Annotated in this window: 14 protein-coding genes; 2 read left to right on the top strand and 12 right to left on the bottom strand. The window is 44.4% G+C overall.

From position 1 onward, the window contains the following. Nucleotides 1-51: 51 nt before the first annotated feature. From BO18_RS12235 to feoB, 7 genes are all read right to left on the bottom strand, one after another. Nucleotides 52-876, bottom strand: coding sequence for a phosphatidate cytidylyltransferase (locus BO18_RS12235; RefSeq protein WP_034446505.1), 825 nt, complete (start codon nucleotides 874-876; stop codon nucleotides 52-54). Continuing rightward, the gene (locus tag BO18_RS12230; protein ID WP_034446504.1) at nucleotides 873-1,589 is read right to left on the bottom strand and encodes an isoprenyl transferase; all 717 of its coding nucleotides are present in this window, start codon (nucleotides 1,587-1,589) and stop codon (nucleotides 873-875) included. Before BO18_RS12230 ends, BO18_RS12235 begins: the two co-directional genes overlap by 4 nt. 12 nt (nucleotides 1,590-1,601) lie before the next feature. Then, nucleotides 1,602-2,153 carry a ribosome recycling factor gene (gene frr / locus BO18_RS12225; protein WP_034446502.1) on the bottom strand — a complete coding sequence of 184 codons (552 nt, stop codon included), beginning with the start codon at nucleotides 2,151-2,153 and terminating at the stop codon, nucleotides 1,602-1,604. Nucleotides 2,154-2,175: 22 nt separating this feature from the next. Next, complete coding sequence (gene pyrH / locus BO18_RS12220) at nucleotides 2,176-2,868, bottom strand: UMP kinase (RefSeq protein ID WP_034446500.1); 693 nt, start codon at nucleotides 2,866-2,868, stop codon at nucleotides 2,176-2,178. Nucleotides 2,869-2,886: 18 nt separating this feature from the next. After that, nucleotides 2,887-3,873 carry a polymer-forming cytoskeletal protein gene (locus BO18_RS34860; RefSeq protein ID WP_034447324.1) on the bottom strand — a complete coding sequence of 329 codons (987 nt, stop codon included), beginning with the start codon at nucleotides 3,871-3,873 and terminating at the stop codon, nucleotides 2,887-2,889. 29 nt (nucleotides 3,874-3,902) lie between these two features. After that, nucleotides 3,903-4,853 (bottom strand): polysaccharide deacetylase family protein, encoded by a 951-nt coding sequence (locus tag BO18_RS12210; protein WP_034446499.1) that lies wholly within the window; start codon nucleotides 4,851-4,853, stop codon nucleotides 3,903-3,905. A 92-nt stretch (nucleotides 4,854-4,945) separates the two neighbouring features. Further along, complete coding sequence (feoB, locus tag BO18_RS12205; protein WP_034446498.1) at nucleotides 4,946-7,288, bottom strand: ferrous iron transport protein B; 2,343 nt, start codon at nucleotides 7,286-7,288, stop codon at nucleotides 4,946-4,948. A gap of 276 nt (nucleotides 7,289-7,564) precedes the next feature. Between feoB and BO18_RS12200 the strand changes: the two genes are divergently transcribed. Continuing rightward, entirely contained in the window at nucleotides 7,565-8,875 is a 1,311-nt protein-coding gene (locus BO18_RS12200; RefSeq protein WP_034446497.1) for an aminotransferase, read from the top strand. A 243-nt stretch (nucleotides 8,876-9,118) separates the two neighbouring features. Here the strand turns inward: BO18_RS12200 and BO18_RS32730 are convergent, their stop codons facing one another. The 3 genes from BO18_RS32730 to BO18_RS12185 are packed head-to-tail and all read right to left on the bottom strand — an operon-like array spanning nucleotide 9,119 to nucleotide 11,677. Beyond that, complete coding sequence (locus BO18_RS32730) at nucleotides 9,119-10,030, bottom strand: CPBP family intramembrane glutamic endopeptidase (protein ID WP_051688690.1); 912 nt, start codon at nucleotides 10,028-10,030, stop codon at nucleotides 9,119-9,121. Between the two features lie 37 nt (nucleotides 10,031-10,067). Then, nucleotides 10,068-11,276: a 23S rRNA (uracil(1939)-C(5))-methyltransferase RlmD gene (gene rlmD, locus BO18_RS12190; protein WP_185752416.1), complete on the bottom strand. Its 1,209-nt coding sequence runs from the start codon at nucleotides 11,274-11,276 to the stop codon at nucleotides 10,068-10,070. A gap of 2 nt (nucleotides 11,277-11,278) precedes the next feature. After that, entirely contained in the window at nucleotides 11,279-11,677 is a 399-nt protein-coding gene (locus tag BO18_RS12185) for a hypothetical protein (protein WP_034446496.1), read from the bottom strand. Between the two features lie 200 nt (nucleotides 11,678-11,877). On the opposite strand from BO18_RS12185, the gene BO18_RS12180 reads away from it, so the two are divergent. Further along, entirely contained in the window at nucleotides 11,878-13,404 is a 1,527-nt protein-coding gene (locus BO18_RS12180; RefSeq protein ID WP_034446494.1) for a serine hydrolase domain-containing protein, read from the top strand. On the opposite strand, the gene BO18_RS12175 is transcribed toward BO18_RS12180, so the two are convergent. Together BO18_RS12175 and BO18_RS32725 are read right to left on the bottom strand one after the other, a co-directional pair. Then, nucleotides 13,391-13,624: a hypothetical protein gene (locus tag BO18_RS12175; protein WP_034446492.1), complete on the bottom strand. Its 234-nt coding sequence runs from the start codon at nucleotides 13,622-13,624 to the stop codon at nucleotides 13,391-13,393. The genes BO18_RS12180 and BO18_RS12175 overlap by 14 nt on opposite strands. Nucleotides 13,625-13,711: 87 nt before the next feature. Beyond that, nucleotides 13,712-14,974: an HD domain-containing phosphohydrolase gene (locus tag BO18_RS32725; protein ID WP_051688689.1), complete on the bottom strand. Its 1,263-nt coding sequence runs from the start codon at nucleotides 14,972-14,974 to the stop codon at nucleotides 13,712-13,714. Between the last annotated feature and the right edge of the window lie 54 nt (nucleotides 14,975-15,028).

Genomic DNA, 15,028 nt, shown 5'->3' with positions numbered 1-15,028 from the left:
ATAATTCAGTACATTAGAAATGATACCACATTACCCCCAAGGTTGCCACCGTCACTTAAGGAGTGGCGCCAGTACTGCAGCCAGGAAATAGATGCAAGGTGTAACAAAGATAACACTGTCAAACCTGTCCATAATCCCGCCGTGTCCGGGGATGATATTGCCATAATCTTTAATGTTGTGATCACGTTTAATTCCCGATGCCAGCAGGTCTCCAAGCTGGGAAATAATGCTGCCCACAAAGGTAATTACTATAAGGACTATGATCACTGAAACATCGTGGGTCTCATTTCTGTAAAGGAGATATCCAAAAACAGCTCCAACTGCCACAGCTCCGATAACTCCGCCAATTGCTCCCTCCACAGTCTTCTTAGGAGAAAGGATCGGTACAAGCTTGTGCTTACCCAGGGCTCTTCCTGCAAAGTACGCACAGGTGTCACAAACCCAGGCGATGAATGGTATCCAGGCGAAATATATTCCAAGAGGTCTTTCCCTTAACAGGTAGATAAAAGACATATTCACCGGGGCATAGATAAAGCAGAAAAATGCTGCTATCGCCTGCGTTGCGTTGAACTTAGGGAAGTTCAGCACATAACAAACCATTATCAGGAAGAAAGCAAACATCAGAGAAAAGATGAAATATCTGTACTCTCTGGTGACGGTCATCTGCACATAGTGGACCACGATGGATATAAAGCCACAAACCTCCAGGGCGTTGACCTTCTCACCTTCCTTATGTACTCCTGTGGCTCTGACCAGTTCATAGTACCCCACTAATGATACTATAAACAATGCAGCCAGAAGTATGTACCCTCCGGGGATCAAAACACCGGCCAGAATAAGTCCTATTATTATGCCACTAATTACTCTAGTCTTCACGTTTTAAGCCCACCAAATTTACGATTACGCCCTGAATATGACTCTACAGCCTTTTCAAGTTCTGCCTTGTTGAAATCAGGCCAAGCCACGGGAGTGTAGTAAAACTCTGCATATGCGCACTGCCACAGAAGGAAGTTGGAAATCCTCTGCTCATTGCAGGTACGGATAAGAAGATCAGGATCCGGAAGGAAATTGGTATCCAGATTCTCTGTGATCATCTGCTCTGTGATGTCAGAAGATGCTATCTCTCCGGCAGCTACTTTATCAGCCACCTTGCGAACCGCTCTTGTGATCTCATCCCTGCTGCCATAATTAATAGCAATGGTAAAGGTCAGTCCGGTGTTATCCTTAGTGGCCTCTTCCAGTTCATTTATGGCATCCTGGATATCTGCAGAGAGCTTTGAGCGCTCACCAATAACACGGCAGCGCACATTGTTCTTCATGGATTTCTTTATACTTGTCTTCAGGTAATTACGCAAAATCGTCATGAGGGCAGAAACCTCTGCCTCAGGACGACTCCAGTTCTCAGTTGAGAATGCATAAACTGTAAGATACTTTATTCCCATGTCCCTAGCGTCCACAAGAATATCCTCTACAGCCTTTGCGCCCTGCATATGTCCGTAGTTTCTGGGCATTCCTTTTTCCTTTGCCCATCTTCCATTACCATCCAAAATGATGGCTACATGTGCAGGAATATTTAAATTTTCTTCCATGCTTGATTCCTTTTATACTGTCATTATCTCTTTTGTCTTCTCTTCGACAGCTGCATCAACGTCCTTAACGAACTTGTCGGTGATCTTCTGAAGCTCTTCGTTAAGATCCTCGATCTCGTCCTCGGATACCTCTGTTCCCTTAAGCTTCTTGAGAGCATCATTACCATCACGTCTGATGTTTCTGATAGCAACCTTAGCTTCCTCACCCTTCTTGTGGATGTCCTTAGAGAGCTGTTTTCTGCGCTCCTCGGTAAGCTCTGGGAATACCAGTCTGATAACAGCACCGTCATTGCTTGGTGTGATACCAAGATCAGATGCCATGATAGCTTTCTCGATATCCTTTATAAGTGTCTTGTCCCAAGGAGCGATCTGAATGATCCTTGCCTCAGGAACAGATACGTTACCAACCTGCTGAATAGGTGTAGGTGCTCCGTAGTAATCAACCTTTATCTTGTCCAGGACCTTGGGATTAGCACGTCCGGCACGGATTGATGCGAGATCTTCCTTGAGAAAATCATATGACTTCTGCATTTTGTCATTAAAACTCTTAAGTCTTTCGTTCATACCCTTTTCCTCCTAGGCATTTTTATGTAGTAACTGTTGTTCCGTTAAAATCTCCTGAAGCAGCCTTTACGATGCTGTTCTCTTCCTGAAGGGCAAATACCCTCATAGGAACCTTGTTGTCCCTTGCCAGGATAGAAGCCGTCATATCAACTACCTGAAGATTCTGTGCAATAACATCATCAATGGAGATAGTATCATATCTCTTTGCATCAGGGTTTTTAGCAGGATCACTGTCATAAACACCATCAATTGCCTTAGCAAGAAGGATGTAATCTGCCTCAACCTCGATAGCCCTTAAGACAACTCCTGTATCTGTTGAGAAGTATGGATGACCTGTTCCTCCTGCGAAGAATACCACCATGTTCTTCTCAAAGTACTTGTTAGCTCTGTCCTTTGAAAAGAGCTTTGTGAAAGATCCACACTCAAAAGGAGTAAGGATGTTTGTCATCATACCAACACTTCTGAAAATCTCAGAAACATAGATGCAGTTCATTATAGTAGCGAGCATTCCGATCTGATCTGCCTTTGTGCGATCAATGTTCTCGCTGCTTCTGCCTCTCCAGAAATTTCCGCCGCCAATTACAATACCTACCTGACAGCCATCATCAATAAGCTGCTTAACCTGCAGTGCTACCTTTCTGACAGTTTCCTCATCAAAACCTGTCTTCTTCTCACCTGCAAGTGCTTCTCCACTGAGCTTTAATAATATTCTCATATCGTCTCCGTTTTTAAATTATCTATTCTTAAGTCCCTCAAAGAACTCTGAAGGATTAACATCAGCATAAGCCTGTGAGCACATACCTTCGATAACAGCACCGTTGTTGATCTGTACTGACTGAGACTTGATGTTACCCATTACGATAGCTGTTGTATCAAGAACAACAGGTCCGTGAACGTCGATGTCGCCCTTTACAGCGCCAGCGATAACTGCGCTTGAACCAAAGATGTTACCAACGATAACAGTGCTCTGTCCAACCTTAACGCTGCCCTTACTTCTAACCTCACCTGTGATCCTTGCTGACTCAGCATAAATCTCTGCTGCATCTGAATCACCTGTGATCTCACCTGTAATATTGAGCTTTCCAAGGCACTTGATGTTACCTGTGATCTTTCCTACAAGGTCAAGGGAGCCTGTTGTGGCAATGTCACCCTTAACTATCATACCTTCGGTAATGCTGGCTACTTCATCTGTTGGTGTCTGCTGTTCGAAATCCATAGTATCAATTCCCCCATTTTTCTTAATTACTTCAGTTTCTGCATTTACATCAGCAACATATTTATTGATGTGAGATGGATTGATTGCCTCTAACGCATTCTTTGGCTCCTCTACGCTGATCTCAGCAAGAGTCTCCTCCTCAATCTTCTCCTCAAGAGTCTTGGCTTCATCCACTTCCTCGCGGACTTCTTCCTTTGCAGCCTTAACCTCTTCCTTAATCTCTTCCTTGATCTCTTTTACCTCATCAAGGACTTCCTCAACTTCCTCTTCTGCCTCTTTAAGGTCATCCTCTGCCTTGGCAGGTTCCTCAGAAGTCTCAGGTTCCGTCACATCATCAAGCCTGATATCATCAAGGCGATCCAGCATACTGTCAAGGTCTACCGGCTTTGGTGCTGATTCCCCCACCTTGTTGTCATCAAGAGCTTCTCTCTCTGGCTTATCCTCTGGCATCAGTGTGTTCACTGCCTGTGAGAGGTCGCTTTTAAGCTCAGAAAAAAATCCCATCTGCTCATCCTCCATTCAATGATTTTCTTTTATTTATTGATATGTTGAACCGGTAACGTATCGTCGGTTATCGGCACTATCACTGTGTCATCCATTGCCTGTATCGCTTCAATTATCTCCGGAAGGGCATCAACCGTGCTCCTCTTGTCAGCTGCGTCATGCATAAGCACAATGCAGTGCTTGAACCTTGGAACATTGTTCACAATATTGGCATATATGGTATCCTTTGTAGCTCCGGCCCTGTCATCTCCCGCTGACACATTCCAGTCAAAAAATGTGATCTCTGAGTTATCCAGATAATCCACCAGCTCCGTAATAGGAACCTTGCTGACCTTATTGGAACTGCCTCCCGGGAATCTGTAGTACTTGGACCAGACTCCTGTGGTCTCATAAAGGAAGATTCTAAGCTTATCCAGATCCGCCTTATATGATTCCATCGATGAATAAATCTCGCTGTACTTGTGACTGTAGGAATGCATACCCAGGGTATGTCCGTCACTTACAATTCTCTTGTAAACATCTGTATATTTGGCGTCAGGCTTACCACAGACAAAGAAGGTAGCCTTCACATCATATTCCGCGAGGATGTCCAGTATATCGTCCGTGTAGGTACTGGGCCCATCATCAAAGGTCAGATACACATATCTGGTTCCTTCAATGTCCTCAGGATTCTGAGCACCACTGACTTCAATGGTGGCATAATCCACATCCATCCCATCTATAGGTTCAGAAATGGGAAAAGAGCTGTCGGCAACGGTTTCCTCTTCCTCAGAAGACAGGATTTCCTTCTCACTGCCATACCTGTCCCTGTACCAGGCAAGGTTGGCCTCCGACTGCTCGTACCGGTCATTCAATCTGTCATACCTGATAGCCAGGATGACACAAATACATGTAGGAACAAGACAGGCTGCTGCTACTGTCGTTAAGATCAGTCTGCGCAAATTACGGATTCGTTTACTGTACTGCTTCTTCGACTCCATAAACTTTGCAATCACTTTCTATATAAGTATGTAACCAGACTATAGTATAGCATAGTTTGCCAAACTCAAAAAGGTGTTTCTTACTTCTATTGTTACATTCCAAGGGCCATAAAGACCAGTCTGCAGACAAAGGCTGCAAGCCATGCCAGAGCACACTGCCAAAGCACCACCAGGACAGCGTACTTTTTGCCAAGTTCTCTTTTGATGGATGCGATAGCTGCAACACAGGGTGTGTACAGAAGTGAGAAAACAAGGATAGTTGCTGCCATACCAGTTGTGAGGGCATTGCCCACTCCGCCTTCGAAGAGCATCTCCATGGTTGCCACAACGCTCTCTTTAGCGATGAAACCTGAAATAAAGGATGTGACAACTCTCCAGTCTCCTATGCCAAGGGGCACAAAGATAGGCACCATGACACCTGCAATATTAGCCATGATACTCTGGGAGGAATCTTCCACCATGTTGAAATGCATGTCAAATCCCTGAAGGAACCAGACAATGATCGTAGCAATGAAGATAACTGAAAAGGCTCTGGTAAAAAAGTCCTTTGCCTTCTCCCAAAGGAGCCTGTACACGTTCTTTGCTCCGGGAAGTCTGTAATTTGGAAGTTCCATAACAAAGGGAACAGCCTCGCCCTTGAAGAAAGTTTTTTTGTATATTACTGCTATCATGACACCTGCCAGGATTCCAAGAAGGTACAGTGCCACCATAACCAGTCCTCCGTGGCCGGGGAAAAAGGCACTTACGAAAAATGCATAGATTGGCACCTTTGCAGAGCAGCTCATGAAGGGTGTAAGAAGAATTGTCATCCTTCGATCACGCCTTGAGGGCAGCGTTCTTGTGGCCATAACTGCAGGAACTGTACATCCAAAGCCAATAAGAAGAGGCACGATACTTCTTCCGGAAAGTCCTATCCTTCTTAAGATCTTGTCCATGAAAAAGGCCACTCTTGCGATGTATCCACTGTCCTCCATAAGAGAAAGGAAGAAGAACAGGGTAACTACTATAGGCATGAAGCTAAGGACACTTCCTACGCCCTCAAAGATTCCGTTTATTACAAGGTCCATTATTACTTCATTGACTCCGGCCTTTACCATGGCACCTTCAGTAATTACCTTAACGGAGTCGATCCCCGTAGCTAAAAGGTCCTGAAGGAATGCTCCGATCACATTAAAGGTCAGATAGCACACCAGGATCATGATAAGGATAAAGCAGGGAATTGCAGTCCATTTTCCGGTGAGGATCTTGTCGATCTTCTCAGAACGGATCCTTTCTTTGCTCTCCATGGGCTTTACCACAGTCTGCTCACACACTCTTTCGATGAAGTCGTAGCGCATGTCAGCAATGGCTGCGCTTCTGTCCATTCCGCTCTCCTTCTCCATCTGAAGTATGATGCGCTCTATCATCTCTTTTTCATCGTCGCTAAGATCCATCTGCCGAAGGACAATGCTGTCTCCCTCGATTACCTTTGTGGTGGCAAATCTAAGGGGAACATCTGCCTTTTCTGCATGGGCCTCAAGGATAGATTCTACCGCATGTATTGCTCTGTGGACTGCTCCGCCGTGATCGCTCTTGCTGCAAAAATCCTGCTTCAGTGGTTTTTCCTGATACTGGGCAATATGAACAGCGTGACGTATAACCTCCGCAACGCCTTCATTTTTAGCAGCAGAGATAGGAACTACAGGCACACCAAGTAAAGACTCCATCCTGTTGATATCTATGGAGCCGTTGTTGCCCCTTACTTCGTCCATCATATTAAGTGCCACAACCATGGGAATATCCATCTCAAGAAGCTGCATGGTAAGATACAGATTTCTTTCGATGTTAGTGGCATCAACAATGTTAATGACAGCCCTGGGCTTATCATTTAATACGAAATTTCTTGATACAATCTCCTCTGAACTGTAGGGAGACATGGAATAGATTCCGGGAAGGTCAGTCACCATGGTGTTAGGGAAATCCTTTATGGGACCATCCTTTCTGTCCACTGTAACTCCCGGGAAGTTTCCTACATGCTGATTAGCTCCTGTGAGCTGATTGAAAAGAGTGGTCTTGCCACAATTCTGGTTTCCCACCAGGGCAAAAGTAAGGAATGAGCCGTCGGGAAGCTTGTCCCCATCCCCTTTAAGATGGTACTTTCCATCCTCACCGATCCCGGGATGTTCTGAGGGCTCAATTGCTGAGATCCTCTCGTGCTTATTGGTACGTTCAGGTATCTGTTCTATCTCTATTTTTTCTGCATCTGCAAGTCTTAGGGTCAGTTCATAGCCGTGGATCTGCAGCTCCATAGGGTCGCCAAGTGGTGCGTATTTTATAATAGTGACCTCTGTTCCGGGAATAACTCCCATATCAAGGAAATGCTGCCTTAAAGCTCCCTCGCCACCGACAGCTTTAATGACAGCAGATTGTCCAATCTTTAGTTCGCGTAAATTCATTCCAATCTCCCTATAAAACGATGATATACGACCTGCTTCATGACTGCGTCATTCCCGCAGGTCTCAAACATTCGGAATCCGCACCATAGTGCTACTTCCTCATGTTTGTTCGGTCTTCAAAGTTGCAAAATTATCCGTGCAAGCACAGAAATCTTGCAACCTTGAATCCCTATATCATCATTTTAACACATTAAACTCTTGAAGTTGAGCAGATAGTGTTATATTCTTTTAAGAAGATTAAATCAAAAAAGGATGTCGGTCCATAGGAGGAGTAAAATGCCCAAGGTTCAGAGTGAAACAAAGAAATATGCAGACATGAGCAAGCAGGAGCTTGAGATGGTAGTAACTGAGCTCAAGGCTGAATATAAAAAGTATCAGGAGATGGAACTTTCCCTCAACATGGCAAGAGGAAAGCCCTGTAGAGAACAGCTTGATCTTTCAATGGAAATGATGGATGCCCTCAATTCAGAAGCAGACCTTTCCTGCGAGGATGGCACAGACTGCCGTAACTACGGAGTACTTACCGGAATCAAGGAAGCCAAGGTTCTCATTGGTGCCATGATGGAGAACAAGCCTGAGAACATCATCATCTATGGCAACTCCTCTCTGAACGTTATGTACGATACCGTATCAAGAGCTTATACTCACGGTGTTATGGGCAATACTCCCTGGGGCAAGCTTCCAAAGGTTAAGTTCCTTTGCCCTGTTCCCGGCTATGACAGACATTTTGCTATTACAGAATATTTTGGAATCGAGATGATCCCGGTTCAGATGACTCCTACAGGTCCTGATATGGATGAGGTTGAACGTCTTGTATCACACGACGAGGCAATCAAAGGAATCTGGTGTACTCCCAAATATTCAAACCCACAGGGCTACTCCTACTCAGATGAAACAGTAAGACGCTTTGCCCGTCTTCGTCCAGCAGCAAGAGACTTCCGTATCTTCTGGGATAACGCTTACGGCGTTCACCACCTTTACGATGACAATCAGGATTACCTCATCGAAATCCTTGAGGAATGCAAAAAAGCCGGAAGCCCCGACATGGTTTACAAATTCTCTTCCACTTCCAAGATAACCTTCCCTGGTAGCGGAATTGCAGCTATAGCAACCTCATTAAACAACCTTGAAGAGATCAAGAACCAGCTCAGTATCCAGACCATTGGTCACGACAAGGTTAACCAGCTCAGACACGTTCGTTTCTTCAAAGACTTTGAAGGCATGAAAGCCCACATGAAGAAACATGCAGCTATCATCCGTCCTAAGTTCGAGGCAGTACTTGAGACTCTTGACAGAGATCTTACTCCTTGCGGAATCGGTAGCTGGACAAAGCCAAAGGGAGGCTACTTCATCAGCTTTGACGCCCCTGAAGGCTGCGCCAAGGCCATCGTAGACAGAGCTAAAAAAGCCGGTGTTACAATGACCGGTGCAGGAGCAACCTATCCTTACGGAAAGGATCCTCATGATTCCAACATCCGTATCGCTCCTACTTTCCCTAATCTCACAGACCTTAAGCTGGCCATGGAGATCTTCACAGTCTGTGTCCGCCTTGTAGCAGCTGAGAAGCTCCTGAAAGAGATGAATTAAAGAGCCTAATTCCATGGGAACGGTCCTTTGGGCAGATGCAGCCAGACCTTCAAAAATACTTGTTTGCTCCTGCGTTGTGATTTTCTAGAATAAAAAAAACAGCAAGTGCCTCATTTCGACGTTGCTCAAAGCAATCGGCACTTGCTGTTATTTTTATTCTGAAAATCATCGCCTCGTGCGAGAACTGCGCATTTTCAAAGGTCTGGCTGCATCTGCCCAAAGGATCGTTCCCGTTGCATTCTATCAAGCCATCTCGGCCCAGGTATCATTCTTTTCACCCTTACCTCTGTTAAGCAGGATTATCACCACTATGCAGATAATGTTCACGAGAACTGCTGCGTAGCTGCCTTCAACTCCAAAGGCTGCACTGTAGAAAAATCCATCTCTGGCGGATGCTGCTTCCAGCTTGAATACTGAATATTGGGAGACAATTCCGCTGTTAGGAAGTCCGAACACTATATTCTGGGTATAATTCCAAAATGCATGTGTCATTATGGCCATCCAGGCATTGTCATAATAGTAGATAAGAAACGTATATAAAATTGCAACTACGAAAATTGAGAAAAGAGAAAAAAACGTAACTCCCGGATTAAATGCATGCATTGAAGCAAAGAACAGACAATTCACGATAAAGGCAACTGCAGGTGACTTAAACCTTCTTCGCATCTTCTGATAGAGGTATATTCTGTCACATAGCTCTTCCGCTCCCGACTGAATACATACGACTATGATAAAAAAGATTATCAGCCCGGGATTGATCTCACTAAAGGACAGCTTTATGTCACCCATAATAGCCGCACCAAGAATGCAGATCCCATTAGTACCAAAGCCAAGGAGCGCTCCTATGAGCATTCCTTTAAGCGCCTTCTTGTTTATGGCAAGCTTTGCCATTATTGGACGATTGTATTTGACTATACAAAAAAGAAAAAAGAAAACCCAGATACCTATAAATTCGTAGTACAATGATGCGAATTCATTGATATCCTCATTGGGCGTCAAAAGGGCTACGGCTGCCTTAAACGGAATGACCATAGTTGAGTAATATCCCAGCAAATCACCTGCAAACACCATAACAGTTGTTAAGATCAGCGCAACTATTATTATGTCTGTCTTTTTACCAGATGGCCTTAGCCATGATCTTATCTTCTCTTTCATTGTCCACCTCGTTGCAGTTTCATAAGGATGTTCCGCTCTAGTTTGTCTTCGTTAAGAGTACGACTGTTTCGCACCCACGTGTAAATGGGAACATGTCTACGGGAATAGCTTTCTCGGCCTTATAACCACCCTTTGTAATGAGCTTAAGGTCATTTGCCAGAGAGTCAGGACTGCAGGAGATATAAACTACCTTCTTAGGTGCAAGGGTGATCAGCGACCCTATAAACTCAGGTGTTGAACCTGCTCTTGGAGGATCCATGAAGACCAGATCCACCTTATCTCCGGAATCCGCCATCTGCTGCATGAAAACTGTAGCATCGTTCTGGTAGAAGGTTATGTTTTTGACCTCGTTTATCTTAGCGTTCAGGATTGCATCCTTAACTGCGTCCTTATTAACTTCAACAGATATAACTTCTTTTACATGGGGACTGGCAATAAGTCCAATGGTTCCTACACCGCTGTAGCAGTCAAGAGCCACCTCATCCCCCTTAAGATCTGCCATCTCTATAGCCTTTTTGTAGAGTACCTCCTGCTGAATGGGATTAACCTGGTAGAAGGACTTAGGGCTGATCTTAAACTTCATCCCACAGCAGATATCGTAGATAAATCCCGGGCCATAGATGGCCTTCTCCTTATCTCCCAGTATCATGCTGGTCTGTTTGTCATTTACATTGATCACAATGGTAGTGATCTCAGGGTGCTCCTTTAAAAGAGCTTTTACAAAGTTGTTCTTGGATGGAAAAATCGGAGACACTGTGACCAGTACTACCATGATCTCTCCGGTGTTCTTTCCAATCCTTATAAGGACATGGCGTAAAAGTCCAAAGCCGTTGTCCTCATCATAGGTCTTTATCTTGAAGGACTTAAGCATGCCCCTTATGGAAGCGATGATAGCATCAGCCTTCTCATCTTCCAAAAGGCAGCTGTCAACAGGTACTACCTCGTGACTACCCTCTCTGTATATTCCTGAAAGTGGATTACCCTTCCTGTCGTGGGTAAAGACAGAATGGACCTTGCATCTGTAATGCTCAGGTTTCTCCATTCCGATAAAAGACTCCACCTTGCAGTAAGGCTTCAAAAGCTCCGCCACATGGGCGTGCTTTTTCCGAAGCTGCTGCTCGTATGGAGTATCGATCATCTGACATGCGCCACACTTCTTAAAGACAGGGCAGCGGCTCTTACTCTTTGGCTGCTCTGCAGTCTTCTTAATTGTGGTCTGCTTTTTTATACGTTTATTATCTGCCAAAATTACTCTTCTTCCTCATCAGAGCCATTTGCTCTGTTCTCAATCCTAAGCTCAGGCATCTCGAGACCTGTGCTCTCATCTCTGACTGCCTCGCTCCTTCTGCGGATGCGCTCAGTGTTCTTGATCTCGCCATAATCCTTGAACTTGATACCCTCGATACCCTGGGAAAGTTCTCTGGCCTTTAAGATATCACCCTTGTTGATCCTGAAGGTGCATACAATCTTGCTCTTGCTTCTGTCAAAAAGTCTCTGGATAAAAGACTTATCCTGCCACTCGATGAAGTATGAAATGCGATGAGCCAGGAATCTTTCTTCCAGCTGCTTCTTGCTCTCAATACTGTAAACCCTGCAAAAAGGGATCTCGTTATTAAAAACCTGATTGTTCTGAATAATAGAAGACATAAATTACCTCACAACTCTTTTTCTAACTAATTTTAAATTATACCACAGAAATGGACTCGTTAATACCTCGTCTCATTTCTTGGTATGCTTATTGCTAAGCTCGTGCAAAACCTCGCTAAGCAATGCGCGATACCACAGATAAGCAATGCGCGATATCATGGTATACTAATTTTATCAGCATAAACATTAAGGAGAGAGTCATGTTTGCCTTTGAAAGAGCCATTCCCGAAGAAGTTTCACTGTCCTCAAAAAACATAGAAAAAGTTCTAAAGACCCTGCAGGAAAAATCCATTCCCATGCACAGTCTGCTTATCATGAAAAATGATAAGCTGATCTTCGAGAAGTACTATGCTCCCTACAAAGCAGATACTCTCCACAGGATGTTTTCCATCAGTAAGAGCTTTACCGGAGTGGCAATAGGTCTTTTAGCTTCTGAAGGCAAAGTGGATCTTGATGCTCCAATCACATCATATTTCCCTGAGTACACAGACGAAAGCACACATCCCTGGATAAGGCAGATGACCGTCCGTAACCTTCTCATGATGCGAACCTGTCACGCTCAAACCACCTACAAGGTAGATATGAAATCCGACTGGGTAAAGAGCTTTTTTGTGACACCTCCCACCCATAAGCCGGGAACAGTCTTTCACTATGACACCTCAGCGGCTCATGTTCTCTGCGCACTTGTGGAGAAGCTCTCAGGAAAAGACATGCTCACATATCTCAAGGACAGCATCCTATATCAGGTAGATTTCTCCAAAGATTCCTACATGCTAAAGGATCCCTTTGGTGTTTCCATGGGCGGAAGCGGACTTATGGCAACTCCTATGGACATCCTTAAATTCTTATATATCCTTCACAAGAAGGGGACTGTAATCTGCTCTGATGGGCAGGAGAGATCTCTTTTGCCAAAAGAGTTTGTGGAAGAAGCCACAGGTAACCTATCTGACAACTACATGACAGGTCCCATTCCCAGCGAAGCTCAGGGCTATGGAATGCAGATCTGGCAGAACGAAAAGGGCGGCTTTGTGCTCTATGGCATGGGTGGTCAGCTGGCCATAAGCATCCCTTCCAAGGATATGCTCATAGTGACTACTGCTGACACCCAGGGGTACCAGGGAGGCAATCAGGTCATCTACGACACTTTGTACAGGTATCTTCTAGATGAAACCGGGGAAAAGAGCTGTGAGTCTGATCCCAGTGCCTACCGAGAGCTTTGCGCCTTTGCAGATACCTTATCCATTGCTCCTCCCCATCTTCCCGAAAGCTACAGCTATACCGGTGCCTTTACCGCTACCAGCAAAATTCCGGACTTTATCAGGTCGCTTTCAGGGGGTGATTCCGATGGCTGCATAAGCCTTACCTACAGCCTTAAAGAGAATTCTCAGGGCTTTGAAAAGCTGCATTTACGCCTGTCCCAGGACGGAGCCTCCAATATTTCTTTTGAGCAAAAAAATACCCTCCACACAATATACTTCGGAATCCAAAGCATGTGTGAAGGGCTCTTTCCCATTTATGAAAACGCATATACCGCTGGCGCTGTCTTTACCAGAGACAACGTTCTCTATATCCGCATTCATCTCATCGGTGAATCTGTGGGTTCCATCCATTTCCAGCTATTCTTCGAAGATAGAGAGGTAACTCTTTTCATGAAAAAGATCGAAGAGACCTACTTCAAAGAATTTGATGGCCACCTTTATGGAAGACGAAATATCAGCAAAGCTTAGGCCCATCTAAAGGCAGATCACGTACGCGATCATCATCCTTGTAAAGGAGATTGCTGTTTTTCTGGGTAACTTCTCCGCTATATAAAGTATTGGTCTTGTTTACCTTAGTGGACTTTTTGAAGGTAAGGTGCTCCGTCATCATCTTTCCGCCACTTACACCAAGCAGTTCATCATCGTCAATCTTACTTGAATTAAGATTATAATCCTTATCGTTTGCCATGAATTTTCCTCCTTTACATACCTTAAAACTTATTTCCTGATCACCCTTTTATACGAATGAGATTATATTGTGGCAATAAATCTTTTATTAAAATCCCATGTATACTCCGGGGATATCATCCTCTGTCAGGTGGAAGTCTGAAGAGCCTTCCTCATGTTCAGCTGTTTCCATCTTTACTACGTTTACGTATCCATCGTTAATCATGTCTACCATGTAGCTTACTATTTCAGGATCAAACTGAGTTCCGCTTCCCTGCTGGATTTCCTCTATGATCTCATCCTTGTTAAGGTGGCGCCTGTACACTCTGTTACTGGACATGGCATCATAGGAATCCGCTACGCCAACGATCCTTGCATAAAGAGGTATCGACTCACCCTTAAGCCCTTCCGGATATCCTGTTCCATCGTATCTCTCATGGTGATAAAGAGCTGTCTCCCTTATTCCACGAAGTGATGACAGCTGCTTAAGCATCTTTCCTCCGGCTACGGTGTGATCCTGGATCAGCTTCCTCTCCTCTTCTGTCAGGACTCCTGGCTTGTTCAGAACCGCATCCGGAATACTGATCTTCCCGGCATCATGAAGTAATCCTGCGTAGTAGATATTCTGGATCTCATCCTCCGAAAGCCTCATTCTCTTGGCAATTTCAGCCGCATACATGGCAACTCGTCTTGAATGGCCCCTGGTGTATGGGTCCTTAGCATCTATGAAACTTATGAATGTATTCATAGACTGAAGGATAATCCTTACGTCGTTCTTTTGCTTTTCCTTGTAATTTCTAAGGTTAACACCGGTAACAAGAAATCCCACAAACAATACTGCCCATATAGCAAGAGCAACATAAATTATCTTCCTGAATATGGTTCCACCCATAACCTTGGAACTGTAAGCCCTAAATTCAATATCAGTAGGAAAAAAAGCTTCTTTGGTCTCGAGGGTAAATCCAAAATCTATATAATATCCGGGATCAAAATAGAGGTTGTAATACTCCGGGGTGATCATAAGGCTACCGTTATCAAGCAAAGTCACTCCTGCATTCCAACTATCCAGGATCTTAGCATTTTCACCTACATTCAAAAATGCAATCCAGTTACTGAGACTTGCCCTTGAATCATTGTAGATTGTAATCTCATAGCTGTTCACATAACCTTTGCTGCTTGAAGAATCTGCGCTTTTGTCCACAGTAGCATAAACCTCATCAGACAATCTGGAGCCTGTGAGGCTTAAATTCTTACTGTATTCAGAGGCCACAGTATTATTAGAGCAAACCCGTTCTACATAGTATGAAGTTAGAAGAATAACCAGTACTGATATAAAAATCAGCATGGTTTCCGTAGTTTTATCCAGCTTCATAAAGCGCTTGTCCTCCGTATACATTATACAGAAAAAGCGCCATGTATTGAAACA

This window comes from Butyrivibrio sp. AE2032 (assembly GCF_000702965.1).
The sequence above is the reverse complement of the archived record's forward strand: the minus strand, read 5'-3'. Positions and strand labels throughout refer to the sequence as shown.

Bases quoted from the DNA above. Each gene is read 5' to 3' on its own strand.
- BO18_RS12230 (WP_034446504.1), bottom strand. From the start codon at position 1,589: ATGGAAGAAAATTTAAATATTCCTGCACATGTAGCCATCATTTTGGAT.
- frr (WP_034446502.1), bottom strand. From the start codon at position 2,153: ATGAACGAAAGACTTAAGAGTTTTAATGACAAAATGCAGAAGTCATAT.
- pyrH (WP_034446500.1), bottom strand. From the start codon at position 2,868: ATGAGAATATTATTAAAGCTCAGTGGAGAAGCACTTGCAGGTGAGAAG.
- BO18_RS34860 (WP_034447324.1), bottom strand. From the start codon at position 3,873: ATGGGATTTTTTTCTGAGCTTAAAAGCGACCTCTCACAGGCAGTGAAC.
- BO18_RS12210 (WP_034446499.1), bottom strand. From the start codon at position 4,853: ATGGAGTCGAAGAAGCAGTACAGTAAACGAATCCGTAATTTGCGCAGA.
- feoB (WP_034446498.1), bottom strand. From the start codon at position 7,288: ATGAATTTACGCGAACTAAAGATTGGACAATCTGCTGTCATTAAAGCT.
- BO18_RS12200 (WP_034446497.1), top strand. From the start codon at position 7,565: ATGCCCAAGGTTCAGAGTGAAACAAAGAAATATGCAGACATGAGCAAG.
- BO18_RS32730 (WP_051688690.1), bottom strand. From the start codon at position 10,030: ATGAAAGAGAAGATAAGATCATGGCTAAGGCCATCTGGTAAAAAGACA.
- BO18_RS12185 (WP_034446496.1), bottom strand. From the start codon at position 11,677: ATGTCTTCTATTATTCAGAACAATCAGGTTTTTAATAACGAGATCCCT.
- BO18_RS12180 (WP_034446494.1), top strand. From the start codon at position 11,878: ATGTTTGCCTTTGAAAGAGCCATTCCCGAAGAAGTTTCACTGTCCTCA.
- BO18_RS12175 (WP_034446492.1), bottom strand. From the start codon at position 13,624: ATGGCAAACGATAAGGATTATAATCTTAATTCAAGTAAGATTGACGAT.
- BO18_RS32725 (WP_051688689.1), bottom strand. From the start codon at position 14,974: ATGAAGCTGGATAAAACTACGGAAACCATGCTGATTTTTATATCAGTA.